16 protein-coding genes are annotated in these 25,562 nt (G+C 68.4%); 4 read left to right on the forward strand and 12 right to left on the reverse strand.

Annotated elements, in window-relative coordinates:
- Positions 1-519: 519 nt before the first annotated feature.
- Positions 520-2,361, forward strand: a complete 1,842-nt coding sequence (locus ACFP1K_RS21345) for a flavin-containing monooxygenase (protein WP_380756009.1) — start codon at positions 520-522, stop codon at positions 2,359-2,361.
- 83 nt (positions 2,362-2,444) lie between these two features.
- Here the strand turns inward: ACFP1K_RS21345 and ACFP1K_RS21350 are convergent, their stop codons facing one another.
- Genes ACFP1K_RS21350 through ACFP1K_RS21370 form a run of 5 tightly spaced genes read right to left on the reverse strand, consistent with a single transcriptional unit; the run spans position 2,445 to position 7,926 of the window.
- Entirely contained in the window at positions 2,445-3,155 is a 711-nt protein-coding gene (locus tag ACFP1K_RS21350) for an N-acyl homoserine lactonase family protein (protein WP_380756011.1), read from the reverse strand.
- 31 nt (positions 3,156-3,186) lie between these two features.
- Positions 3,187-4,425, reverse strand: a complete 1,239-nt coding sequence (locus tag ACFP1K_RS21355; RefSeq protein ID WP_380756014.1) for an aminoglycoside phosphotransferase family protein — start codon at positions 4,423-4,425, stop codon at positions 3,187-3,189.
- A gap of 56 nt (positions 4,426-4,481) precedes the next feature.
- Positions 4,482-5,717, reverse strand: a complete 1,236-nt coding sequence (locus ACFP1K_RS21360) for a serine hydrolase domain-containing protein (protein ID WP_380756016.1) — start codon at positions 5,715-5,717, stop codon at positions 4,482-4,484.
- Positions 5,689-6,552, reverse strand: coding sequence for an SGNH/GDSL hydrolase family protein (locus tag ACFP1K_RS21365; RefSeq protein WP_380756018.1), 864 nt, complete (start codon positions 6,550-6,552; stop codon positions 5,689-5,691). The genes ACFP1K_RS21360 and ACFP1K_RS21365 overlap by 29 nt, the downstream gene beginning before the upstream one ends.
- A 36-nt stretch (positions 6,553-6,588) precedes the next feature.
- Entirely contained in the window at positions 6,589-7,926 is a 1,338-nt protein-coding gene (locus tag ACFP1K_RS21370; RefSeq protein WP_380756020.1) for an MFS transporter, read from the reverse strand.
- A gap of 204 nt (positions 7,927-8,130) precedes the next feature.
- Here ACFP1K_RS21370 and ACFP1K_RS21375 point away from each other — a divergent pair, with 204 nt between their 5' ends.
- Positions 8,131-8,751: a TetR family transcriptional regulator gene (locus ACFP1K_RS21375; RefSeq protein ID WP_380756022.1), complete on the forward strand. Its 621-nt coding sequence runs from the start codon at positions 8,131-8,133 to the stop codon at positions 8,749-8,751.
- Positions 8,752-8,952: 201 nt separating this feature from the next.
- Complete coding sequence (locus tag ACFP1K_RS21380; protein WP_380756024.1) at positions 8,953-10,170, forward strand: exonuclease domain-containing protein; 1,218 nt, start codon at positions 8,953-8,955, stop codon at positions 10,168-10,170.
- A 40-nt stretch (positions 10,171-10,210) separates the two neighbouring features.
- On the opposite strand, the gene ACFP1K_RS21385 is transcribed toward ACFP1K_RS21380, so the two are convergent.
- Positions 10,211-10,516: an NAD-binding protein gene (locus ACFP1K_RS21385; RefSeq protein WP_380756026.1), complete on the reverse strand. Its 306-nt coding sequence runs from the start codon at positions 10,514-10,516 to the stop codon at positions 10,211-10,213.
- A 91-nt stretch (positions 10,517-10,607) separates the two neighbouring features.
- Here ACFP1K_RS21385 and ACFP1K_RS21390 point away from each other — a divergent pair, with 91 nt between their 5' ends.
- A complete protein-coding gene (locus tag ACFP1K_RS21390; RefSeq protein ID WP_380756028.1) occupies positions 10,608-12,368 on the forward strand; it encodes a serine/threonine-protein kinase in 1,761 nt (586 codons plus the stop codon).
- 41 nt (positions 12,369-12,409) lie between these two features.
- Here the strand turns inward: ACFP1K_RS21390 and ACFP1K_RS21395 are convergent, their stop codons facing one another.
- The 6 genes from ACFP1K_RS21395 to drmA form a co-directional block, all read right to left on the reverse strand.
- The gene (locus ACFP1K_RS21395) at positions 12,410-14,677 is read right to left on the reverse strand and encodes a GmrSD restriction endonuclease domain-containing protein (protein WP_380756030.1); all 2,268 of its coding nucleotides are present in this window, start codon (positions 14,675-14,677) and stop codon (positions 12,410-12,412) included.
- A gap of 71 nt (positions 14,678-14,748) precedes the next feature.
- A complete protein-coding gene (locus ACFP1K_RS21400) occupies positions 14,749-16,842 on the reverse strand; it encodes a UvrD-helicase domain-containing protein (RefSeq protein WP_380756032.1) in 2,094 nt (697 codons plus the stop codon).
- A gap of 90 nt (positions 16,843-16,932) precedes the next feature.
- Positions 16,933-18,423, reverse strand: coding sequence for a serine/threonine-protein kinase (locus ACFP1K_RS21405; protein WP_380756034.1), 1,491 nt, complete (start codon positions 18,421-18,423; stop codon positions 16,933-16,935).
- A 317-nt stretch (positions 18,424-18,740) separates the two neighbouring features.
- Positions 18,741-19,499, reverse strand: a complete 759-nt coding sequence (gene drmC / locus ACFP1K_RS21410; protein ID WP_380756036.1) for a DISARM system phospholipase D-like protein DrmC — start codon at positions 19,497-19,499, stop codon at positions 18,741-18,743.
- Between the two features lie 28 nt (positions 19,500-19,527).
- Positions 19,528-21,429 carry a DrmB family protein gene (drmB, locus tag ACFP1K_RS21415; RefSeq protein WP_380756039.1) on the reverse strand — a complete coding sequence of 634 codons (1,902 nt, stop codon included), beginning with the start codon at positions 21,427-21,429 and terminating at the stop codon, positions 19,528-19,530.
- Positions 21,429-25,544 (reverse strand): DISARM system helicase DrmA, encoded by a 4,116-nt coding sequence (gene drmA / locus ACFP1K_RS21420; protein WP_380756041.1) that lies wholly within the window; start codon positions 25,542-25,544, stop codon positions 21,429-21,431. Before drmA ends, drmB begins: the two co-directional genes overlap by 1 nt.
- Positions 25,545-25,562: the final 18 nt, after the last annotated feature.

Consider the following 25,562-nt stretch of genomic DNA (forward strand, 5'->3'; position numbering starts at 1 on the left):
TGCGGACCCGCTCAGGCGGTCGCGCGGGAGGTGACACTCCAGCGGAGTTTGGTTCCGCCCCGGCAGGGGGTCAAGACGAGGCGGGACCGTGAGCAGGCGAACTGTACGAATGGCTCGCCGGAGTTGAAAATTTCAGCTCACGAGTCCGCGCTCTCGCATCGGTTCAGCCATCGAAGACCGGCCGCGGATCTGCGGCAACGCTCAGAAGGCTCACGCGGCGGGGCGCCGGTCATCGATGCCACCGGCTCCCCGGGTATTCACGCCATGGCCTCATGGCGGATCTCTCAGGATATCACGCGATTCTAGGCCGCATCTATATCGGTCGCGCGATTATGACGCGTCATCCAGGTGTATCAAGTCCTTCCGATGACGCGTTCTCGAACGATTCGCTTACATACCGAGAGCCTCGCCGTCTTCCCTTATCGGCTTAATAGCGTGACATGACGTTAAGGACGCGCCGCGCGGGTGAGTTGGCTTCGCACATCACCCGTTCACGAGAACTCAGTTGGAGGCTCGCGCGTGTCCATCAGGGAACTGTCCATAAGACAACTGTCCATCAGGCAACGGTTTCGAGCGGCCGTCATTCTCGCGGCACAGTGGCCGTCGCGGTGGCTCGGTGCCCTCCTACCAGGGGAACCGTCGGGGCGGCTCAGGAAGTTCGTCCTCGTCGACATCGGCTCCAGCGCGATTATCCTGGCCGCGAGCGGCGAATTGGGCTGGGCGGGAATCTGTGTTCTAGGCTGTTTCGGCCTGGACCACCCAGACAATAGGCTCACCCGGTTCAACGTTCCACGCAAGAATGCGCGAGCCTTTTCCGGCCTTCCGAAGAAGCCGTTCGAGCCGGTGGACGCCACGGAGGCGCCGGCGACCGCGGCGATTCCGTCACCGCGGCCGCATGTCCGCGTCGTGGTCGTCGGTGCGGGGTTCGCCGGGCTGGGAATGGCCATCCGCCTCAAGCAACTCGGCATCGACGATTTCGTGGTGCTGGAGCGCGCCCACGACATCGGCGGGACCTGGCGCGACAGCGTCTATCCCGGCGCCGCCAGTGACGTGCCCTCCAATCTGTACTCGTACTCGTTCGCCCCGGAACCGGCCTGGACCCGTACGTTCCCCTCGCAGCCGGAGATCCAGGGATACCTGCGGCGGTGCGCGGCGGAGTTCGGGCTGGACCGGCACCTTCGTCCCGGTCACGAGATGCTGTCCTCCGAATGGCACGACGATTCCACTCGCTGGCGCGTCACCACATCGAACGGATGTCTGACGGCGGACATCCTGGTGGTCGCGACCGGACCGCTCAGCGAGCCCGCCACGCCGTCGATCCCCGGACTGGAGCGGTTCGCCGGAGCCATCTTTCACTCGGCGACCTGGGATCCCTCCTACGACATACACGGCAAGCACGTGGCGGTGATCGGCACCGGCGCCTCGGCGGCTCAGTTCATTCCGGCGATCCAGCCGAAGGTCGCCGGTCTCTACGTCTTCCAGCGCACCCCGCCGTGGGTGATCCCACGCTGGGATCGCAGCAAGACGGTGCTGGAGAAAGGGCTGTTCCGCACGCTCCCGAGCGTGCAGCGGCTGGCCCGGACCGGGGTCTACCTGTGGCGGGAGTCGCTCATCCTCGGCCTGACGTTCGATCAGCGCATGCTGAAGCCGGTGGAATGGCTGGCGCGGCGTCACCTGTACCGGCAGGTCGGCGATCCCGAGCTACGCGCGGCGCTGACCCCCGACTACAGGCTCGGCTGCAAACGGATCATCCTGTCGAGCAGTTACTTCCCCGCGATCACTCAGGCGAACGCCGAACTGGTGACGAGCGAGATACGCGAGGTGCGCCGGAACTCGATCGTCAGCGCCGACCGGACCGAGCGCATGGTCGACACGATCATCTTCGGCACCGGATTCGAGGCGGCCAACATGCCCATCGCCCGCCGCCTTCGCGGAAGGCACGGCCGGCCGCTCGCCGAGACCTGGCGGGAAGGCGCGAAGGCCTACCTGGGCACGGCCATAGAGGGCTATCCCAACCTCTTCATGCTTCTGGGCCCGAACACCGTCTCCGGGCAGAACTCGTCGCTGCTGACGGCGGAGGCCCAGGTCGACTACGCGATCGACGCCATACGTTTCATGGACAAAGCCGATGCCGCCGCCGTGGAGGTACGCGCCGAGGTCCAGGCGTCATTCGTGTCCGACGTCCAGCGAAGGCTCGCCGGCACCGTGTGGGCGTCCGGCTGCAGAAGCTGGTACCTCGACGCCCGTGGCCGCAACACCACCCTGTGGCCCGGCCTCACCCGCGCCTTCCGCCGGCGAACCCGCCGATTCGACCACGAGAACTACGTCGTGCGTGCCCGCCCCGCGAAGCCGCTCGCCTGAGAGCGTCCACCTGGAAATCCGGCGAAACCGGGTGCAGGAGTGCTGGGCGAGATCGGCTGATCCCGCCCAGCACCACGACACGTCTAGAAGTCGATGTGGGACGGTTCCCAGATCGAGCAGTCGTGAGCGAAGAGAACGCGTCGCGGGTCGAAGGCGGCGAGTCGCTCCAGCCAGGGCCGGTACGACGGGACGGGGTGTCCCGCGCCGTGGAGGGCGGCCTGGCGGGCCAGGTGGTCGGACGCGAAATGGGACGCGAAGTCGTGGGCCTGACCGGCGAGGATCACGCTGCCGTCGGGGCGTCGCAGGACCAGTGACTGATGGCCGTCGGTGTGCCCGGGGGTCGGGATGATCCAGACTCCTGGCCGGACCTCGGTCTCTCCGTCGAGTTCCTCGTAGGTCGCGCCCGGGAAGTCGACCAGCTCGTCGACGGTGTAGCCGCCGCCGCGGGCCGTGGCCAGTTCCGTACTCTGCACCAGGATGGGCTTCCCGCCCAGCAGAGGGTTGCCGCCACAGTGGTCGAAGTGCAGGTGGCAGTTCACGACGAGGGAGATGTCGCCGACGGTCACGCCGGCCCCCGCCAGGGCGTCCCGCAGCGGACGGCGCCGGGGACGGTAGTGCGCCTCGGTCCCGGCGTCCGCGGCCCCGATGCCGGTGTCGAACAGGATCAGGCCGTCGTCGTGCCGCACCAGATAGGCGAGCACGGGCTCCACCCGGGGCTCCGGCCCGCCCGCCTCGGACGCGGGCCGGATGAAGTACCCGAGGTCGAGCCGGCGCACCGCCATGTTCCCGCTCACCCGGCCATCATGACAGCCCGCGCCGCGCCGTTCAGCCGGTCCGCCCAGAGCCGAACCGCGGTACCTGCCGAGGTGCGGTGCGAAGGGCTTCCCGGAGTTCGGCCGCCGGGTCGCCTGCGTGGTAGACGTGTTCGCTGGGCTCGATGCCGTCCAGGAACTCCTGGTAGCGGACCGCGTAGAACAGGTTCTGGTACAGGTCGGCCAGTTCGAGCGCGCGGGATGGATCCGAGCCGGGGGCGTGGTCGTGCCAGGCGTCGATCCAGGCTTTGGTCGCTGTCCGGCGGCCGGTGGGGGACATGGCCTTGCCGACGCGGTGGCCGTCCAGGGCGGGGTGGCCTATGTGCGCGTCGGCGAAGTCCAGGACGACGGTGTTCTCGCCGGTCGAGCGCCAGTTGCCGCTGTGGAAGTCGCCGTGGACCACGGTCTCGGGGAGGCCGCAGGCGGCCAGTTCGTCCAGCAGGCCGGGGAGGACGTCGAGCAGCCGGTGGGCCTGGTCCTGCTCGTGCGGGGTCAGGGCTGACCGGGCGATCACCGGGGCGAGGCGGTCGGGGAGGGTTTTCAGGGGGTGGTGGGGAACGCTCGGGGGGTGGGGGGTAGTCGCCTGGGCGGCGACGAAGCGGGTGATGGTTTCCCGGACCACGTCCGGGGGGGCATCCCAGCAGTCCTCGCCGGGGGCGTGGTCGAGCAGCATCCGGTGCGCGGCCGGGTCGGCGGCGAGGACGGAGGGGACGAGGGTGGGGTCGGTCGCGGCCAATGCCGTCATCGTGGCGGCTTCGTCGGTGGCGAAGGGCGGGGTGGTCTTCAGCCAGACCGGGCCGCCCCGCGCGGGGATGCGGAACAGGCCGGCGAGGTTCCATGTCTTCACCTGCCGGAACCGGCCGAGAGCGGGCCGCCCGGCGGCGCGGAGCGCTTCGTCGGCCCAGGCCAGCGCGTCCCGTACGCCGTGCGGCGTGGCCCACGCGGAGCGCCGGTCCTGGGCGGCTCGCAGGGCGGCCGAGACGGCGGGAGAGAACTGGTTCAGGGTACGCCGCCCGGCTCGGCGGGGGTCGCCGAGGAGCTCGGCGTGGTAGGTCACGTGGCCGCCGCGCGGGGACTCGCCGCCCTCGACGCTCACCAGGCGCAGGACGACGACGGGCCCGCCCAGCTCGGCTTCGAGACGCTCGGCGACCGGCCCGGCCTCCGCCCACCAGGGGACCGCCACCGGGAACGGCCCGACGGTGCCGACGTCCTGCTCGCCGCAGGTGACCAGGGCGGTGACGGTTCTCTCCACATCGCTCAGTGTGCGGGCCCCCCGCCGGTTCCGCGATCGATTTTCAAGGGCCCCGATCAGGCCACGAGGGAGCTGTAGACGAGCTGGCGGAGCTGTGCCCGGATCGGATACGCCCCTGAGGGCACCAGCTGTGCATGGCGTACGGGGAGCAGCTGCGTCATGAAGACGACGGTCAGGGCTTCCGCGGGGTCGATCCAGAACAGCGTCCCGGCTGCGCCTCCCCAGTAGTACTCGCCGGGGGACGCCACGCTGTGCGACTTCGCGGGATCCATCACGACGGCGAATCCGAGGCCGAAGCCTATGCCGTCGAAGTTCGTCTGAGTGAATCCGCCGGTCGACAGGGCTCCCAGGTCGGCGCTCAGGTGGTTGGCGGTCATCAGCCGCAGGGTCCGGGGGGAGAGTACGCGCACACCGTCGAGCTCGCCGCCGCCCGCGAGCATCCGGGTGAACCGTACGTAGTCGGAGAGGGTGGAGAGCATCCCCCCGCCGGCCGACATCACCGGCGGCGGGGTGCGGACGCGGGCGCCGAGCTCGGTGAGCGGGACGGCCCGGCCTGTCAGGGAGTCGGGGCCGTACAGGGCGGCCAGCCGGTCCACGCGTTTCTCGTCGGCGTACCAGACCGTGTCGTTCATGCCCAGCGGGCCGGTCACGCGCTCGGCGATCGCGGTGTCCAGGGTCTCGCCGCTCCAGATCTCGATCAACCGTCCGAGTACGTCGGTGGAGACGCCGTAAGCCCATGCGGTTCCCGGCTGGAACAGAAGGGGCAAAGCGGCGAAGTCATCGCACACGGACGCCAGGGTGGCGCCGTCGGGGTACCCGATCGCGTGGCCCGCACGGCGGTACAGGGCGTCCACCACCGTGGTGTTCATGAATCCGGTGGTCAGCCCGGAGCTGTGCGAGAGCAGGTGCCACACCCGGATCGGCTCGGTCGCGGGAACCGTCACGACGTCGTTGACGGAGCCCCTGTCGTACACCCGGACGTCCGCGAAGGAGGGAATCCAGCGGCTGACCGGGTCGGTGAGCTCGAACGCCCCCTCCTCCCACAGCGTCATCGCGGCCACCGAGGCGATCGGTTTGGTCATGGAGAAGACACGCCACAACGTGTCGCCGTCGGCGGGGAGCCCGGCCTCGCGGTCGCGGTGACCGTAGGCGGCCAGGTGGGCGGGGGTCCCGTGACGGGTGATCGCCAGTTGCCAGCCGGCGAGCCTGCCGTCGTCGACGTAGCGGGCGAGGTGGCGGTCGATCCGGGCGAGCCGCCGGCGGTCAAAGCCGAGGGCATCGGTGCCGGTCACAGTCTTTCACCGCCTTCGAGACGATCGCGGCCGCGTGGGCCATGCCGGTGGCGTTCGGGTGGTACGGGTACGCGGGAGCGGCGGGGACGGCGCCTTCCAGCCAGCGCCGGGCGGGGGGCTCGCACAGGCCGTGGCGGGCGCTGGGTGTGCGGATGTCCGCGTAGACGGCGTCGTGGGCCCTCGCCTGCCGGGCCAGCATCGCCATCACGCGGTCTGCCGTCGCCTGCAGGTAGTCCGCGTCCGCGGGGGTGTAGGGGTCACCGGGGTAGCAGCCGCCGGGGCGCCAGTACGTCAGGTAGCCCACCACGACGACGTGGGCCCGCGGCGACCTGCGGTGGATCTCCTCCAGGGCGGCGGCCACCTTCGGTGCCGTCTCGTCGATGCGGGCGGCGAACTGGTCGACGCCGTCGACCGTGTAGCGCTCCTGACAGGTCGGCCCGGTGGGAACGGGGCCCGGCTGGGCGCAGGTCACGAAGGCCGCGCCCATGTTGATGTCGTTCGCCCCGATCGCGAGTGTCACCAGGTCGGTGTCGCGGCGCAGCGCGTCGAACTGCGGCGCCACCGTGCCGAACTGGCGGCCGGCGAGGTCGGGCGTCCTCGCGCCCGAGCAGGTCACGTTGGTGAGCACGGCACCGAGGCGCGGGGCGAGCACCTGTGGCCAGCCCCGGTCGGAGCGCAGGCACGTGGCGTCGATCTGGTTCGGGATCAGCGGCCCGGCGGCCGACGAGTCCCCCAGCGCCACGTACCTGAGCGGCCTGTCCGCGGCCGCCGGCGTGCCGGTGGTCACGATGGCGAGCAACGCCGCCAGCACGGCGCCTGACCAGCGAAGTGGCATCGGTCCTCCCTGGTGGTCGATGTCCCGTGCCGCCGTCTACGCGGGGGCCGGCCTGGCCTGCTCCTCCGGCGTCGCGACGGTATCCCGCACCTTCTCCCGGCGGATCGACAGCGCGAGCAGGGGAACCATGGCAAGGCTGACGGCGGCGGCCACGACGATGACGTAGTACGGCGACAGCAGGCTGCCGGTGGCCTCTTCGATGAGGCCGTAGACGTACGGGCCGACGAATCCGCCGGTGATGCCGAGCATGTTGATGAAGGCGAGGCCCGCCGCGGCCATCAGGCCCGACATGCGGGACATGGCGACCGACCAGAACAACGGCAGTGTGCCGATGCCGAAGAAGCTGGACAGGAAGATCAGGCTGATGCTCAGCACCGGGTTCGTGGAGACGAGGAAGCAGAGCATGAGGATCAGGGTTCCGGCGGCGCACACGCCGATCAGCGGCACCTCATGGCCGTAGCGGCGCCGGAGCCACGGGAAGAACAGCACGCCCGCCAGGGCCGCGACACCGCCGCTGCCCGCCACCAGCCCGATGAGGAAGGGGTCGTCGATGCCGAGCGACTGCACCAGCGCCGGGAAGTTGAAGCCCACGCCGGAGCCGATCGCCTGGTTGACGAAGTAGATCGCGGCGAGAATGAGCACGAACTGGCGGCCGAACGCGAGGCGCAGGTGCCCGCGTACCCGGGTCGGCGACGGGGTGCCCTGCGCCTCGGCCCGCTCGGTGAGCGCGGCGGCCTCCTCCTCGGTGAGCCATTTCGCGTCGGCGGGCCGGCCGGGCAGGGTGAACCAGACCACCACGCCGACGAGTACCGTGACGAGCCCTTCGACCAGGAACATCCATTGCCAGCCGTGCAGGCCGGCCACGCCGTCCAGCTTCATCAGCGCGCCACCCATGGGCGATCCGATGAAGATCGCGACAGCGGGCGCCGTGTAGATCAGGCCCACGATCGTCACGCGATGTCTCTGCGCGAACCACAGGGTGACCATGTACATCATGGCCGGGAACAGGCCCGCCTCCGCGGCGCCGAGCAGCACGCGCAGGATGTAGAAGGACAGCTCGTTCTGCACGAACATCATGGCGGCCGACACCGCGCCCCATGTCACCGCGATACGAGCGATCCACACCCGGGCACCGATGCGGTAGACGATCAGGTTGCTCGGCACCTCCAGCAGGGCGTAGCTCACGAAGAACAGGCCCGCGCCGAGCCCGTAGGCTGCCGCGCTGATCCCGATATCGGCTTCCAGCGCCGTCTTCGCGAGAGCGACGTTGGCCCGGTCGATATAGGACATGAAGTAGGTGATGCCGAGCACCGGCAACAACCGGGTCATGGCCTTCTTGGTGGCGAGTTCGTGTAGTAGCTCTTTCGTCGTCATGGGGGGACGCCCTTCCGGATGCAGCCGTTCTGTGCGGTGTCTCGGTGCGATCTCCGGTTGTCAGGCCGGGGGGTGGCGGGCTCACGCATAGGCGCTTTAACGTGGGATACTACTGAGTATCACGTTAAAGTCAGACATCTTGAAGTGTCAACCGTCACAATGGGCGACGGTGAGGACGACCCGCTCCAGCAAGGAGGAACCGGTGTGACCGCGAGCCCAGGATCGGTGCCCGACGCGCGGGAAAGGATCCTCGACGCCGCGGCCGAGGCGTTCACACGCAGCGGGTTCGCCAACGCCACGATCGACGACATCGCCCACGAGCTGGGGGCCACCAAGGGCCTCGTCTACTACCACTTCCGGTCGAAGTTCGACATCTTCCTCGGCGTGTACGAGGAGGGCATGCGCCGTGTCCGCGAACGGGTCGAGCCCCACGCCCACGGGCAGGGAACCGCCCGCGACCGGCTCGTGGCGATGTCGATCGCGCACGAGCTCAACCTGATGGAGGACCTCGCCTACCACAACGTCATCCACCAGGCGGTGCGGGGCGAGGTGTCGATCGCGCTCAAGGCCCGCCAGCGTGACACCCTGCTCGCCCTGAACCGGCTCCGGAGCGGCTACGAGGAGATGTTCCGCCGCGTCGTCGAGGAAGGCATCGCCGACGGCTCCCTCCGCGGCGTCGACGCCGCCCTGGCCACCAGAACCCTGCTCACCAACCTCAACGCCGTCGACATCTGGTACCGCAGAATCGAGGGCCAGCCCGCCGCCGAGGTCCACGACCTCGCCCGCCGGATCGTGGACCTCATCATGGGCGGCCTCGCCGCGTGACCCCAGGCCGTCCAGGATCTTGAGCGCGTGGCCCCCGCCCCGCCGCAGGGTGGGATGCCTCCTTTGACGGTCACCAGACCAGGCTCGGACGCGAAGCGGACGCTCTGTTACGGGAGCATCACACTTCGGGGCTTTCGTCCGTGTGTTCTGGTCTCGCGTGACATTTTTCCGAGGGGGTCATGCGCTTAGGAGGACAGACGGATGGTGGACAGCCCGGCCGGGTACGCGGTGATCGACGTCGAGACGACAGGGTTGCGGCCCTCGTGGCGTGATCGGGTCGTCGAGATCGGGGTCGTCCACGTCGATCTGGAGGGGCGGGTGACCGGGGAATGGGGCACTCTGGTCAATCCAGAGCGTGACCTCGGGCCGCAGCACATCCACGGGATCAGCGCTTCCGACGTACGGCACGCGCCCAAGTTCAAGGACATCGCCGGGACGGTGCTCGCCCTGCTACGGGGGCGGGTGCCGGCGGCGCACAATCTCGGGTTCGACGCAGGGTTCCTGCAGGCCGAGTTCGACCGTACCGGTGTGGCGGTTCCGTCTCTGGCGGGCATCGGGGTGTGCACGATGGCGGAGGCGCGGCGGTTCCTGCCGGACGCGCCGCGCAATCTCGCAGGCTGTTGCGCCGTGGCGGACGTTCCTCTCGACGGCCACCACGACGCGCTCATCGACGCGCGGGCCGCGGCGGGGCTGTTATGTCGCTATCTCGAAGTGACACGGCCGACGTCCCCTTGGCCGGTCGCGCTGCGTGCCGCAGTCGCCGCCGACTGGCCTGCGGCCGAAGTGGCCGATGCCGCGGGGGTGCGCAGAGGGGTGGCGGCCGAACGGCAGGATCATTTCCTCGCACGGGTTCTCGACCGGATGCCGCAGACGGCGGAGCCCGTTCAGGCCGATCGCTATCTCGCCCTGCTCGACCAAGTACTCCTGGATCATCACATCTCGGCTGCGGAGGCCGATGCTCTGGTCGAGCTGGCGACCGCGCTGGGGCTGTGCCGGACGGATCTGGATCGGCTGCACGGGCGGTATCTCGCCGCGCTGGCGCGGGCGGCGCTGGCCGATGGCGTGGTCACGGATGCCGAGCGTGACGAGCTGGGGCTCGTCGCCGGACTGTTGCGGCTGCCCGCAGCGGCGGTGCGGGACGCGCTGAACGAGGCCGCCACGTGTGCTCCGGCCGCTCTCGATCGGTTCACGTTGCGGCCGGGTGATCTCGTCGTCTTCACCGGGGAGATGGAGGGCGGAAGGGATGCCTGGGAGCTGCGCGCCCGCGACGCGGGCTGTCTGCCGCACGGCGGTGTGACCAAGAAGGTCCGCCTGGTGGTCGCGGCCGACCCCGACACCTTGTCGGGAAAGGCCCGCAAGGCGCGCGCGTACGGCATTCCCATCGTCACCCCTGAGGGCTTCGCCCGGATTCTCGGCTGAGCACTCGACTTGCGCCGCCGCTCGGTGGTCGCCAAGGGCATCAGCCTCCTGGGCGGGCTGGTGGGGACGGCAGCACCGTCGTCGTTCTCCTGGTACGACTAAAGGGCTGACGCTCCTCCGGCAGCTGACGTAGTCGCTTCACGATCGCGTTGGTCGGCGGTGGGAGGAGGTGGGCGGCGGCGTCGGAGCACAGGTCGGTGGCCGCGCGGCCCAGTCTTGGAGGGGCGCCGGTGGCTTCGGCGAGTTCGACCGCGATGCACATGTTCTTGAGCATCAGGCGCAGGGCGAATCCCGAGTCCAAGGTCTCCGAGAGGATGCGATCCGGCCGATCCTGCTCGTCGCTCACCGGGACTGTTCGCCGTCAGCCGCAGCGTAGAGCCAACCGGCATCTCCTCGGCAAGGGTTCCACGTCCTAGGGTCGGGAGGTGACAGGACACATGAGAGTCACGCTGGTCCAAGGAGACATCACCGAGCAGCAGGTCGACGCCGTCGTCAACGCCAACTCCTCTCCCTGGTGGCGGTGGGGTGGCTCGAAGAGGACTTTCATACATACGTGCGGCTACCAACCCACATTCCCTAGGATTCTCGTTGTGGCCACTGAAGGCGATCAGCTGCGCAACTCCGCAGGGCCGACGCATGCCCGCCACCCGCTCATAGACGCGCTCAGTTTCGTCTGGGCAGTCGTTCCTCTCATATCATTCGGCTTGCTGAATTCGGTCGTCTTCGGTTTTGCTGCCTACCGGACCAGAAGCCGGGTGATGGCCATAGCCGCCGGCTGCTACCTGGCCGTGCTTGCCGCGTTCGTGTCGACCGCCGGAATACGCGACTTCGGGCCGGACGACTGGCAGAATCAGGCAGCCCTATGGGCCTGGATTCTCGGGCCCATGTTGGGAGGCACCCTGCATGCACTCATCGTGAGGAAACATGTCTTCCCGCCGAAGTTCATCCTCCTTTCCCAAAACTCCCGCCCTGCATCGGCGTCCGGGAGTTGGTCATGGGATCCGTGGGGTGGTTCGGAACCTGTCCACTCGCCTGGCGAGCAGCGTCCGAACGTGGCTGGGCCCACCGGGCTCGCTGTCCCCCTGAGCTACATCTGGGCGCTGGTACCTCTGCTCACGCTCGGGTTCGCCACGTGCGTGGTGATAGGTTCCGCCGCGATAAGACTCCGAAGCCGGAACCTAGGGTTGGCCGCCGTCGGCTACCTGATCCTGCTCGCGGTCTTCGTCGTCGTCAATGCACCGCTCGACCGACTACCAAATACGGACTGGCGGGCACAGGTTTATTTTTGGACCTGGTCGCTGGGGCCGTGGTGGGGTGGCACATTCCATGCCTTCGTCCTGAGGCAGGCGGTCTTCCGGCGGCGCTTTCCCATTCGCTCCGGGCGCGCGAACCCTGAAATGAGCAACGCGCCCACGCCGACCCAGCCGATCCGTGTCCTCGGGCCGTACAAATTGATCGACCGGATTGGTGGCGGCGGGCAGGGAGTCGTCTATCTCGGCCTCACGCCGTCCGGCAGACGCGTCGCGGTCAAGGTGCTGCACACCCGGATGGGAACTGGAACCGCCGAACGCGAAGGGTTCCTGCGAGAGGTCACCGCAGCACAGCGGGTCCCACCTTTCGCCACCGTGCCGATCATCGATAAGGGGATCGTAGGTGATGTGGCGTACATAGTGAGTGAATACATCGACGGACCTTCGCTGGAGACCTACATCCGCTCCGGGCGGAGGATGGACGGAGATGGCATCACTCGCCTGGCCATTTCCACCGCTGCCGCTCTCAGAGGAATCCACAGCACGAACATCGTCCACCGGGATTTCAAGCCGGCCAACGTCCTTCTCGCGCCTGACGGCCCTCGCGTGATCGACTTCGGCATCGCCAAAGCACTCGACAACGTCACTACAACGATCGGAGGCGTCAAGGGCACCCCCGCGTACATGTCCCCAGAGCAGGTCTCCGGGCACCCGGTCGGCCATCCCTCCGACATCTTCAGCTGGGCGTCCACGATATATTTCGCTGCGACCGGGCGTCCGGCATTCGACGGCCCCACCATATACGCCGTCTCCCACCAGATCCTGAGCCGACATCCCGACGTATCCGTCCTGCCCCAGCCACTTCGGCATGCGGTGGCAGCCTCCTTCAGCAAGGACTCGCGCACCCGTCCGACAGCCGCCCAACTCATGCTCGCGATCACACAGTAGGTGGCTCATCCATCACGAATCTCGCCCTGAAGAGGTCACGGTCACTGGTGGCCGAACTGGGCGAGACGGTGCTGGGCGATGTCGATCTCCGCTGGAGTGAACAGATCGGCGAAACGCGTCTGGATGACCAGTGCTTCCACAGTGAGGTCGAGGCGGCCTCGTTCCCACAGCGCGGCGAACCCGTCGCTCACGGCGGGAGCGTGCAGGAGCTTACGGGCCGTCGCCAGGCTGCCATGTTCGGCCAGCATGCTCAGGAAGTACCCGGCATGGTGGTTCGCCTCGCGGCGTGCGCGGTCGTAGATCGAGCGCATGGCCTTGTCGAACTCGGCGTCGGCCCCTCCCGCCGACCGGCGCACGTCGGGAGCCACCTCTGCCTGCTCGACCACCGCTTCGACGCCCGCGGCCGACTCGTTGCGGCGAGTGGCGTAGCCGAGCAGCGCGTCGACCGAGGTGAACACCTCGTACCCCAGCTCCTCCAGCCGCGGCAGGTCGGCGGCCTCCGGGTCGAGTTCAAGGATCACCGGCCTGCCCTGCCCCGGTTGCAGCCCATCGGGCCAGAAAGCCTCGGCGACGGCCAGGGCGCGACCGGTCGCGGGATCGGCGATCTCGCTGTCGAGGGCCGGTTCGGCGTATCCCAGCCGTACCAACTCTTCGGCCATGGCCTTGACCTGCGCCACGCGCACGTCGTCGCGCTCATCGGCGACGACGCTGACCGGGGCGAGCTCCTCGGCCTGGGCCATGGCACCGTTGCGCAGTTCGGTGAGGAAAGACTGCACGGCCTGGGCCAGTAGCTCCCGCCGGGCAGAGAGGAAATCAGGGTACCTTTCGACTCGCCACAGGTCGGGATCGTCTGGAATCCACTGTGAGGCCAACACGTCAGGGTGCTTCCCCTCGACCTCGACGAAGTACTCCTCGGGAGTGCGCTTGCCGATGACGAGGTTGGTGTCCTGGGTGAGGAAGCAGAAGTTAGCGATGGCGTTGACCTCGCTCCGGTCGTACCCGGCCTTATGCAGCACGGCCTTGGGGAAGATGTGATGAACCTGAAGCGAGTTCAGTCTGCCCAGCATCTCCGCCCGCAGCGGCAGGCCGCTGCCGAAGTCCCGCGCTCCCTTGGCCCTGGTGAGCAGGTAGAGAAGCGGGTAGAAGCGCGACCCCTTCGTGGACCCCTCGAAGTCATGAGCCTGAATCTCAAGGTTGCCACCGCGCCAGCGTTCCAGAGACGCGATGAGCCCATCGACGCCCGAATCCTTGACCGCCTCGTAGTCCTTGGCGAGCACCGTCTCGGTCGACCCGGCGAAACGGCCCCACAGGGCGGAGTGGACGTACCAGAACAGCACCTTGTCCCGGTGGGCGGCATCGGCGAAGCGGCCACCGGGGCTGAGGTGCAGCAGACGGGAGATGACGGGTATCGCGTAGCGGCCCATCAGCACCTGGTCGTGGTCGAGCCCGAGGCGGCCGGACGCCGCTTCCAGGAAGTTCCCGACGTATCCCACCGACTTGGCGAGGGCCACTTCGAATTCGTCGGCGGGGATGGTGTCGAGGGCGGTGAAGACTGCACGCCCTGTCGCCACAGCGGTGGTGTTGCGCAGCAGCCAGTCCAGCGAGAAGTCGAAGCCCTTGTCCTGCCAGCCCTCAAGGTGGTCACGCATGACCTGCCGAGCCGCCGGCCAATGGGCACAGATCTTCGCGAGCGCCAGATCACCCTTGGACAGGGCGGTACCACCGGAGTTGACCCGGTTGAAGATGTCGACGACGACCTCGACGTCCTTGTCCGGTCCAGTGATCCTCTCCTCATGGAATTCCCGCTCCAGGAGCTGCCGCAACTGGTTGAGTCGCCCGAGGTAGATCGCGAACTTCTCCGGCATGGCACCGAAGTCCTTGATGAACGGGTCCAGCCCATGGGTGAACAGGCGGGTGACATCCACCCACCGGGGATCGTCGCGCATCTTCGCCGGCGCGTAGAACTCGAAGCTCTCGTCCTCCACGTTGAACCGCAGACCGGTGAACGCGGCGGCATCACCCTCGAAGAACGCCGGCGCGTGGCCTCGGATGACGCCATAGAGGGAGGTGATGCGCTGCTGGCCGTCGAGCAGCAGCGAGCGCACTCCGCCGTCCGTCGCTCCGCCCCGCACGGCGGTCTGGTCCGGCTCGGTCTCCCACAACAGTAAGCCGCCTACGGGGTATCCACGGTAGAGCGAGCGCATCAGCCCACGCACCTGGTCACGGTTCCATACGTAGCCGCGCTGAAACTCCGGAAGCAGCACAGTGCCATTGTCGATCTGGTGGAGAAGTACCGAGAGCTTGGCCATGACCTGCCTTCAGGTTGACGGTGTGTCGATTAGGGGTTGCCACACGCTTACAAACGAACGATGACCAGAAGTCACGAGGTGAAACCGTCCAGAAAGGGACTGGGGTTGCCATGCCAAGAGACATAAAGCCGTTCCCGGGCCCTGGTGCACGCGACGAACAGAAGGCAACGTTCACGCTGCAGATCCTGAACATAGGTCACCGCGTCCTCCTCAAGAGGGGTGACAGCGCTCGACGAGGGCATCGCGTGCTCCCCCACCCCGACGACCGCGACGCACCGGAACTCCAGCCCTTTCATCCGGTGCATGGACCCGGCGCGCACCATCCCGTCGGCGCCCGGCGCCTTGGCGAGAGAATGGGCGGGCATACCCGCCTCGACGAGGACGGCGACGGCGGAATCCGCCAACATGTTGGATCTCGCCGCGATGCCGATCTCCTCTGGCTCGACCCCCATATCACGCCATTCACGGACCTTCCGCTGGAGCGCGTCCAGTTCTTCCTTCTGCGTGCGGAATCCGCGCAGCTCAGGCGGATAGCCATGCACCTGCGACCGGTAACCGGCCACCGAATCGAGGCCGCCGTCCATGTCGTCGACGGCCTCGCCGCGGAGCATGCCAAGGCTCCAGCCGAGGATCTCGGCCGTTGTCCGGTAGTTGACGGTGAGGCGTGACGATCGTCCCGTAACCCTGATGCCGACGTCCCGCAGCGAGACGCGATTGCTGTAGATGCGCTGGTGTGTGTCTCCGGCGAGGAACAGATCGTCCGGCCCTTCGTTTGCCGCTGCGCGCAGGAACCGCCACTGCACCGGGTGCAGGTCCTGCGCTTCGTCGACGACGATGTGCCGGTACGGCTTGTCGGCACGCTCGTCGAGCAGCCTGGTGGCCTCGATGCAGATCGTCTCGTGTGTCCAGACGCGCCGACGCTTCAGTTCCTCTTCGAACTCCCAGATCGCCTGCCAGAGCTCGGCCCTTTGCCGGGTGCCGAGCCGACGCCCCCGACCTTCACGTTTGGCGGCCAGGTACTCGGCGGCGTTCGTAACCCGCTGGGCAAGCACCACATGTCGCCATTCCTCGGCCAGGAACGTCTCGGTGAAGGACACGTCGAGCCTCTTGACGATCCGGCGCCAGATCTCCCTCTCCTCCTTGTCCCGCAGGATCGCAGGCCGCCCATGCCGCTCGGCGAAGATCTGGTAGGAGAGCTGGTCGACGTGACGCACCTCGACGCGGTCACGGACCGCCGCGGAGTCGGCCAGCAGCCGCATCCCGGCCTCCAGGGACGCCGACAACGTCGAGGTGAACGTGGTCACCAGGACGGGACCCGAGCCGAGCCGTGCCAGGTGGTGAGCTCGGTGCAGAGCCACGACCGTCTTGCCGGTACCCGGCCCTCCAGTGACGCGCGCCGGACCACCAAAAGTACCGTTTGCGATCTCGTACTGCGCGGGGTGCAGGTAGACGCGCCACAGCGCGAAGGGGTGACGGAACACCTCCATGAGTTCCCGCGGCCCGTCGACCAGCACCACCCGCTCGGGGGTGCGCTTCACAGCCGCGGCGAGGTCTTCGGTGTCGTAGGGCTTCGGCGTCGGCGCGGCGCCTAGTTCGGCCCACACCTGCTCGGGACTGAGACCGGCCGCAAGGCCGTACAGAACATGCCACTGGTTCTGCGGAAGGAACGCCTCCGAGGCCTCCAACTGGCTGACATGGGTGAGCGCCCGCGCGAAGGCCAACGTCTGTTCGTCGACGCCGAGCCGCGCCAGATCGACATCGGCGACGTGCTTGAACAGTAGTTCCGATGTCGTGGCGGAGTGACGGACGAGGTCGGGCAGCGTGGCGTCGATCGCCGCCACGTCGCGTATCTCGATGCGTCCGGTCGCCGCGTTGACCGAGGCTCGCCGACGCTCGGCCCAGGCGATGGCCTCGTCATGCGGGAGTACCTTCAGTAACGTAAAGGTGTCCCCGCTTTCCGGAGCGAGGATGACGCCGCGCCAGAAGAGGTCGATGCGAATGGTGCGAAAGCGTTCGTCAAGGGCGTTGCGCAACTTCTCCAGGTGCAGTCCGGCGTGTGTGGCCTGCTCGAACTTCGCGAAGACGTCCTCGACACGGTCCTGAACGGACCGTTCCAGCTTGCTGAAATCCCGGAGGAACTCCTTGTAGATCCCGAGCTTCGCCACGCCACTCCTTGGTGAAAATCCTTGCCATACACGCTAAAGGGTCCATCGGCTACCCGCCCATGGGCGTTAGCATTCGCCCGGGAATCGTTGTCAGCTCTCGTCACCGATGCCGTGCAGCACATCCCGGACCTTGCGCAGATTGGGATGGCGCGGGCCGTACCGGCGTTCGAGGTCGGGCAGCAGATCACCGAGAGTGCGTCGCGCCTGGAAGCGGTTGCCGGAGCCCAGTTCGAGCAGGCCGATCTGCCGGCGCAGTTCCAGGACGCGGTCCTCGTCCACGCCGTAGCTCTTCTCGTCGTCGAGCAGCTGCCCGAGTTGTGCCAGCGCCAGGCTGGTCTCGCCCACGACGGCGTGACAGTTCGCCTCCATCAGCCGGCAACGGAGCACGAGGTCGTCCGCCGGACCTCCGCTCTCGGCGAGGTCCGAGGCGAGTTCGGCGAAGGCGGGGGCGGCACGGCGGTAGTCGCCGCCAAGGAACAGCACGTCGGCGAGCTCGATGCGTATCTCGATCACGTCTGGGTGTCGCGAACCGAGCGCGCCGACGACGGTCTCCATGAGCCCGGCCAGCACCTCGGCCGCCTGGCCGAACCGGGACTCGGCTTTGAGCGCCTCCGCCCGCTTCCGGGTCATCGCGATCTCATGGACGTCAATCGGCACGGCCGGCGTCAGAGGCCGTACCGGCTCGTTCCGTTGCTTCGCCTGTGCCCGCGAAGGTGGGCCGACGCGTCCGACCACAGTGGCGTACATGCGCAATGGGTAGGGCGTGGTGAGATCGACGTATCCCGGGAACGGCGGCAGTTCCTCGCAGAAGGTGAGCAACTCCGCGTATACCTCGTCGGCGGAGGCGGGCCGGTCATCGGGGTTCTTGGCGAGCAGCCGGAGGACGAGCTGTTCCAGCTCCTCTGGAACACCGTCCCTGCGGGCGCGCAAGGACTGCGGCGACCGGTCGGTGTGGTTGCGCATCGAAGCGAGCGGTGTGTCGCCCTTGAACTGGTTGTTCTTGGCGAGCATCTCGTCCAGCACCACGCCGAGCGAGTACAGGTCGGTCTTCGGCCCGACGATGTCTGCGGCAGCCTGTTCTGGGGCCATGTAATCAGGAGTACCGAGGACCACGCCGGTCCGGGTCAGCTTGGTCTCGCTGGACGACAGTGCCGCGGCCACGCCGAAATCGAGCACTTTGACGGTGCCGTCGGGGCAGAGCATGATGTTGCCCGGTTTGAGGTCCCGGTGCACCAGCGACCGGGCATGGGCGGCGGACAGGACGGAGCACACCTGCGCGGCGACGGCGGCCGCCCATTCGACGGGGATCTCACCGGCTTCGCGTATCTCGTCGAGCAGGTCCGACAGAGAGCAGCCGTCGATGTGCTGCATGACCAGGTAGAGGTTCTCGCCGCGAGATCCGCAATCGTAGACCGCGGGGACGCCGGGGTGCTCCAGCCGCGCGGTGATCCGCGACTCCCGGACGAACCGCTGCGTGAGCTCCTTGTCCGGCTTGCCGTCGGGCAGCCTGTCGATCCGGATGAACTTGACCGCCACCGGCCGGTCGAGGCGTTTGTCATAGCCGAACCAGACCTCCCCCATCCCTCCGGACCGACGGGACAGCGGATCCAGCTCGTATCGATCACCGATAATCGTCCGGCGATCCATACCGGCCCGCCTTTCTTGTAAGGCCATAACGCAAGAAACTACACGATCAATGCCAGAGGTCGCAGGCGTCGTCCGCCACGCGCCCACCGGTAACGCGTACGTATCATTCCGCTGTTTCCCCCGCCACGGTCCCACCCCCTCGTCGCGATCACATTGGCGGGCGCGTTCCAGAGCATAAATCTGGCGCGGGCTTACTTTTAGCATCATTTGAGGCCAATGCACTTTTTGCGCGTAGGTTCGTACTGGTTTCATCATTGCAGCCGTTCCAGTACCCCTTTGGCGCGAAGCTCCGCCACGTGCTCGGCGGCACGCGCGGGAGCCGTCCCGCCCCGGACGAGCAGGCCGGCCTCGATGTTCTTTCCGACCCCGGACTGTGTCAGGTTGGCGCTGGACACCAGCAGGACCCGCCGGTCGGCCACCGCCAGCTTGGCGTGCATCTTGGCTCCCTGCTCGGGCCGCTTGCCCGGTGGCCAGTGCCAGACCTCTGCTCCGGGGACCGACGCGAACGCCAGGGCCGGTTCCGACCCAGCGAGGGCGCTCCCCGCCCCTTGCAGGGTCTCGACCACCACCATGACCGACACCCCGCGGGCTACCGCGGCGGTGAGCGCCTTCAGCAGCGGCTCGTAGGGCTTGGCCGAGTACGTCATGAGCAGCAGCTCACGGGTTGCTTCGGCGACGAGTTCGACCAGCACCCGTCCTGTGGCGCGGACCGGCACCTCGTGGGTGCCGGGTCCGCTCCACACGGACTCGACCTGAAAACCCGCCTCACGTGACGCCCATCCCGCCGCGGCGCCTCTGATGTACGCACCCGCCTCGGCGGCGGTGAGCGCCGCCGCGTCCATGGCGTCCAGCACCCGCCGCGTGATCTCCGGCCACTCCGGAAGCGGGACGGCGTGTACTACGGCCTCAGGGGGAAGCGCCTGGCCCACCGCCAGGCCGAGCGTTCCCGTGTAGAGCGCCCCGAGCCGCACCAGGGCCTCGTCCACGGCCGCCGCGAAGTCCCCGCTCACCGAACCGGCCCCCACGGCGGGCGTGCCGTCACGGCAGGTCCGCGAACATCGCCAGGCCGGGCGTGTCGATCGGGACGACAAAGCGCCGGTCGAGGAAGCGGTTGCCGCGCTCGCACGTGGTCTCCGACACGAAGAGGCAGGCGTGGCAGGCGGCACCGTGCAGGAAGTCCTCGGGATCGCACGGCAGCCGCTCGGCGCACAGCGGGTCGGAGGAGCAGTGCCGGGCCTCGGCGAGGGCGCGGCGGGTCAGCCGTACCAGCTCGTCAGGTTCGGCCAGCGAGACCAGTCCGCCGAGTGTGCCCTCGGCGTCGGGCACCGCCGTGTAGATAAGGATGCCGCCGCGGGGGTCGTCCTCGTCGCCGGCGTAGACGCGTTCGGCGAGGCTGGCGGAGTTGTACCCGCACTCCAGCGCGATCGTGCGGATCATCAGGTGCGACAGCGTGTGCAGGACGTAGAAGCGCGCACCGGGCCACCCCTGGTACCGGGTCTCCTCGTTGAACGGCTGTCCGGTGCGCGCCGAGTACCGGTACTCCCTGAAGCGGCCGTACGCCTCGTAGTGCAGCCGGATGGCACGCGAGCCAGCGACCCGCTCCTCCCAGTCCACCAGGAGTTCCTCGGGCAGCCGCAGAAAGATGCCCTCTCCCCGCACCTCGCTGGCAGGCACCCACGTGGGCTTCGAACGGGAGAGAGGCGCCCTGGTGACGAGGTTCGGGTCGTCGGGGTCGGGGGCGTCCAGGCGGGTGAAGCCGATCATCGCGCGTACCTCGCGCACCCGCTCCACCTGGACCACGTCCGAATAGAACCCTTTGAGAAGGTTCGGCACGCCGTCGGGGTGGCGGTAGGCGGCGAACTCATCGCCCGGCTCGGGCAGCGCGATGCCGGAGAACACCCGCCATTCGGGGGTGCGCAGGTCGGGGTAGCCCTCGGGCTCCTTCCCGGCGGCCGGCTCTGGCGCCGCGCGGTGGCGTTCGATCGCGTCCCAGAGCTCGTCGTCGTCCCACTGCTCGAATTCCTGCTTCAGCGGGGCCACCGACCGCATGAACGGCATCATCTGCTGCCCGGCGATGTGTTGCAGGTTCTCCCAGAACCGCTCTACCTTGGCGTCGAGCTCACCCGCCCCGGCCTGGGGGACCGCCAGCGCGGACAGGGTCTGCGCGAACCACTGATTGGACGCGCCGACGACCAGCACATGCAGTTGCCTGGCGCAGCCGCCAAAAACACCGAGGTGAGGGTGGCGGCCACGGCAGCGTGGGAGGTGCTCCTGGCCGCGCCTGCCCATCACCTCACGGATATTGCGGTTGGCCGGGCACCGCTGGCAGGCGATGCGCACGTTGGCGCCGAGATTGCCACCGTAGTCCTCCATCAGCAGGTTCGGCTTCTCCACCGCCGGACACTTTCCGCCCTCGTGCACGAACTCCAGGTAGGGGAAGTCGTCCAGGTGTCCCGCCGTGCACGCGACGACGAACCGTGCGCCGACCACGAGGTTCTTCTTGCGGCCCTTGCCGCACTCGTGGAAGAACCGCGCCTCGTGCGGCTTGTTCGGCTTGTCGTTCTCGAAGCCGAACACCTGTGAGTCGATGCGGGCGAGCAGGTTGCACGCGGTGCACCGCATCCAGCTCGGGAACGGCATCACCGGAGTGCCGGTGCGCGCCGCCTCGCCATTGGGGTCCTGGTCCGTACCGGGGAGCCACGGGGCTGCCTTGAGCTCTTTCACGGTCCTGCTGAGCACCGCCTGCACGGCCGCGAGCAGCCGGGGCTCGACGATCACGGCGGGGGTGTCCTTGAGGGATTCGTATTTCCAGTCCTCCAGCCCTTTGACCAGGACGGAGAAGTTCGGCAGGTCGACCAGCGAGCCCACGCCGGAGGTGAACATCAGGTGGCTGGGACGGACCGATCCGACCCGTCGCCGGTACCGCGAGAAGTCGGCCATCACTTGCCCTGCCTCCCGATCGTGGACTCGCCCAGCTCATCGCCGACCGGTATGTCGGCGCTGTCGTCCTCCGCCTTCGGGGTGGCGAACACCCACGCCGTCGCGCCGACCGGCGATTCGAAGATCGCGCCACCGGACGGCAGCAGCAGATTGATGTCGTTCTCGGTCTCCCGCATGGAGTTGCCGACCGTCATCAGGCCCCAGGGTCCGTTGCCCGACCGCTCGATCAGCCGCGCGACGGTCTCCTGCTTGGTGGTCCTGCGCTCGTAGCCGAGCCGCGCCGGCCCCTCCTTACGCTGCGCCCACAGGTCGGTGACCGACTTGATCCGGGCGTCCAGGTACTCGCGGCCACGTGGTCCGCCGACCGCCTCCGCCCGGTGCAGCATCCGGGTGATGACATGCCTTACGCGCTCGCCGTCCAACGGCACGTCCTCGGCGTCCCGGTTGCGCGAGTACGACTCGTCGATGTGCCGGACCGCCGCCACGAGCATCGCGGTCGTGCCCCGGTCCAGTGCCCGCCTGGTGTACGGCGTGACGGACAGGGCCTCCACCTGGCGGTAGAAGGTGGCGTGGTAGTGCTCGAAATCCTCGAAATGCGCCAGATCACGGGGGCGCGACCAGTTGTACAGCGTGATGACCAGGCCGGGCCGCTCGGCGTCCCGGCCGACGCGCGAGGAGGCCTGGATGTACTCCGCGGTGTTCTTCGGCTGGCCGGTCACCACCATGAGGCCGAACCGGGAGACGTCCACGCCGACCTGCAACATCGATGTCGCCAGCACCACGTCCACGGGCTGCCGGTCGGCCGTGCGGTCGCTGCGGCGGGCCCGGTGGCGGTCGGCGAGCGCGTGCGCCTGCCTGCGCTTCCCCTTCTCGTCCTTCATGACGGCGGCTACCTCCTCGCGGATCTCCGTCCGCCGCCGGGTGGTGTCGAGTTCGGAGTCGAAGCCGATCTCCAGCCGCTTGAGCACGTCGCTGATGTCGCCGGACGAGATGCGCGAGGTCAGCTCGACGATGTTGAGCAGGTCGACCCTGCTGAGCAGCCGGTCGGACAGTCCTTTGCGCCTTCCGTGCGTCCTGATGCGGGTCGTCACGTCGTCGTCGAGGTAGCGGCGCATGCCGGCCAGCTCGCGCGTGGCGTTGAAGTAGCCGACCACGGTCATGTACGGATCGGCGGTCTCGCCGTGCCGGTCGAACATCGTCTGCCCGGCGATGAACAGGATCTCGGCGAGCCGGATCTCCGCGGACTTCAGGCGCACGCCGTGCGCGCAGACACCGAGGTAGCGCCGCCCGGGGGTCGTGGGCGTCACCGGAACCTGCCGGGAGAAGAAGGTGTCGGACACGTCTATGACCTGCGGTGGGAACACCGCGAGCCCTCGGCCGAAGACGCCGAGCACCTGGCGCTCGGCCCGCTTGGTGGTCGCGGTGGACGCGACGATCTTGGGTCCGGTGGGCCGCCCGCCAACCTGCCAGGTGCACAGCTCGTCGATGGCGGCCTCGAACAGGCCGACCGTGGTGCCGAGCGCCCCGGAGATCAGATGCAGCTCGTCCTGGATGATCAGGTCCGGCGGACGTAATCGTACGACCGGGCGACTCGCCGCCTTGGGCAGCTTTCCCTTGGCGTGATGTCTCTCGCCGCAGCCGACGCGGTCGTCCAGGTCGTCGTGCCGGTAGCCATGCCGGGGACAGCGCTGGCTCACCCGCCCGAACAGGTGCCCGGCGAAGCCGCGCCATGGCAGTTGCGCCAGCTTGTCCACGGTGGCGATGACGAGGCTCGGCACCAGCCGGTAGATCTCCTCGTCCACGGTCAGGATCGGCAGCCCTTCCCTGCGGCTCTCGATCTCTCCTGGGTCGTCGAGCCGGGACGTCAGCATCCGGTCCTCGCCGAGCCTGGAGAACGGGCACAGGTCGCCGTCCCCCTCACGGCCGCGCCCGCAGTAGAGCAGCACGCGGCGGCGCTCCTGGTCGATCGCGAGGTTCCGGCCGGCGACGAGCTTCTCACCGCACCAGGGGCAGGTGAGCGTCTGCAGCACGTTGGCCCGGCGGCCGTCCGGCGCATCCCTGGCCTCGTGGATCTGCTTCTCGGCCTCGTCGAACCAGTTGGGCGAGACCGCGTTGCCCACCCACAGCCCGATGCGGAACGGCTCCTCGCCCCAGGTGGCGGGGTTCCGGCGGCGCAACACCTCGGCCGCGCACACCAGAGCGGCGGCCCGCTGGAACTGCTGGGCGGTCAGCAGCCGGAGCGTGTAACGCATGAGCACGGCGACGCCTGACATGCCGTCGCGCGCGTCCGCGCCGGTGCCGGCGAGCCGTTGCAGCCGCCGGATCGCGAAGGTATAGGCGGTGAGGCCGAGGTACGCCTCGGTCTTGCCGCCGCCGGTCGGGAAGAAGAGCAGGTCGACGGTCGCCGTATGGTCGGCCGCGCGCTCCGGGTGAGCCGGGTCGGTCAGCGAGGGCAGGTTCAGCAGCACGAACGCGAGCTGGAACGGCCGCCACGACGCCGCCTTGGCCCCCTGCTCGCCGATCTCCGCCATGGCTTCCTCGTAGGTCAGCCCCAGCTCGTCACGCAGCTTCGCCACGGCTGTGCGGCGGCGCTGCGACGCCATGGCCTCGTTGGAGAACCGGAACGCGGCGAGCGCCTGCTGATGCAGCCCAGTGGTGAAGCCCGGCCGGCCGCTGAGCAACGCGATTCCGGTCTCGATGCGACGGGCGGCCTGGCGGGCCTTGAAGACCGCCAGCGTGGCGGCCTCGCGCAGCGGCTCCGGCAAGCCGGGGATACGCCTCTCCTGAACGTCCAGCCAGGCGGCGTACCCCGTCGCCAGCGGCATCAGCCCGGCCGCCAGTTCGTCGGGCGGGTCGGTGGCCAGGGCGTCCATCGACAACTCCACTCCCGCGAGCGGGGTGCCTTCGCCCACGGGAGCGACCGTTGCGGGGACGTCGTGAACCGGCAGCCAGGTGGTGCACAACTCGGAGGCGCGGCGCTGCCCATCGGGCACATTGGGGTGGACGGCGACATTGCGGCCGGCCGCGTACCGGCGCTCGTCGCGGTAAAGCAGACGCAGATGCGTGTCCTCCAGGTCCTCTTCCAGGGCCGCGTCGCCGTCAAGCGGGTCGTCGATGGGCAGGAATACGCAGGGCGCGGCTTCCCTGTGGGAGGGGGGTGCGGCGACCTTCAGCTCGCTCTGGAACAGCCAGGCGCTGTCGGGAGCGCTCACCGGCGCGATCTGCTGGTTGATCAAGGTCATCTCGACGACGCGGCGACCGTCCTTCTGGACACGCACACCGACTGCCAGCAGCACCCCGGGGTCCTCGGCACGTTCCATCGTAAGCGGGACACGCTGCGACTCCGCTCCGTCCAGCCTGATCTCCCTGGGATGGCTCACCGGCTCGCGGCACCACGCCTGCGCCGGCCTCGTCCCGCCCTTCCCGTCCTCCGCCTGGACCTCGGACTTGGTGTACCGGCCCCAGGACGCGGTGACCTTCAGGGCGTCCACGTCACCGGGCACCGCGAACATCATGCCCATCGACGACGCCCAGATGCGGCCGAGGTTCTGCGGGGTCAGCTTGTCGGGCAGTTCGCCGTCCTCCCCGCCGCCCTCGGCGCCGATCTCGATGTCCGGCACCTCGTCGGCGGCGTCCTCGATCGACCGTGCGGACGGCTTCGGGCCGAGCATGCCGACCAGGTAGCGCTCACGCGGGCCCGGGGATCTCGCCGGAAGCCGCTCCTCGTCGCCGTCCCACGGCCCGAGCAGGTCACGGCAGGCCAGCTCCTGGAAGGCGTTCCGCACCTCGAACGACGTGACCGGCTCAAACACCTGCGGCACGTCCAGCCCGCGCCGCAGCGGCGGGTCGACGCCGGGTAAGCCAGGCTCCGGAGCGGTGGGATCCGGGGACGCGGATTCAACGGCACCGGGGCCTAGAATTATGGACTCACCGGTCACGGGGCCCGGGTCCGCGAGCTCAGCGGCCGAGGAGCCTAAGGGCGAGGGATCACCGGCAGTGGGGTTCGTGCCCTCGGGCTTGGCGCCGGTTTTCGCGCCGTCGCCGTCGGTGTGGCCGACGAAAAGGTCGGCCTGCTCGGCTTGTGCCGCGAAGAGCGGTTCCTGCCGGTCGTACACGGGGGTTTCCTCTCTGAT

The sequence above is a fragment of the Sphaerisporangium aureirubrum genome (assembly GCF_042658925.1).
In the GTDB taxonomy this organism is placed as follows: domain Bacteria; phylum Actinomycetota; class Actinomycetes; order Streptosporangiales; family Streptosporangiaceae; genus Sphaerisporangium; species Sphaerisporangium aureirubrum.

Coding starts and splice junctions, on each gene's coding strand:
- ACFP1K_RS21380 (WP_380756024.1), top strand. CDS start 8,953: ATGGTGGACAGCCCGGCCGGGTACGCGGTGATCGACGTCGAGACGACA.
- ACFP1K_RS21395 (WP_380756030.1), bottom strand. CDS start 14,677: ATGGCCAAGCTCTCGGTACTTCTCCACCAGATCGACAATGGCACTGTG.
- drmB (WP_380756039.1), bottom strand. CDS start 21,429: ATGGCCGACTTCTCGCGGTACCGGCGACGGGTCGGATCGGTCCGTCCC.
- ACFP1K_RS21365 (WP_380756018.1), bottom strand. CDS start 6,552: ATGCCACTTCGCTGGTCAGGCGCCGTGCTGGCGGCGTTGCTCGCCATC.
- ACFP1K_RS21370 (WP_380756020.1), bottom strand. CDS start 7,926: ATGACGACGAAAGAGCTACTACACGAACTCGCCACCAAGAAGGCCATG.
- ACFP1K_RS21390 (WP_380756028.1), top strand. CDS start 10,608: ATGAGAGTCACGCTGGTCCAAGGAGACATCACCGAGCAGCAGGTCGAC.
- ACFP1K_RS21405 (WP_380756034.1), bottom strand. CDS start 18,423: ATGGGGGAGGTCTGGTTCGGCTATGACAAACGCCTCGACCGGCCGGTG.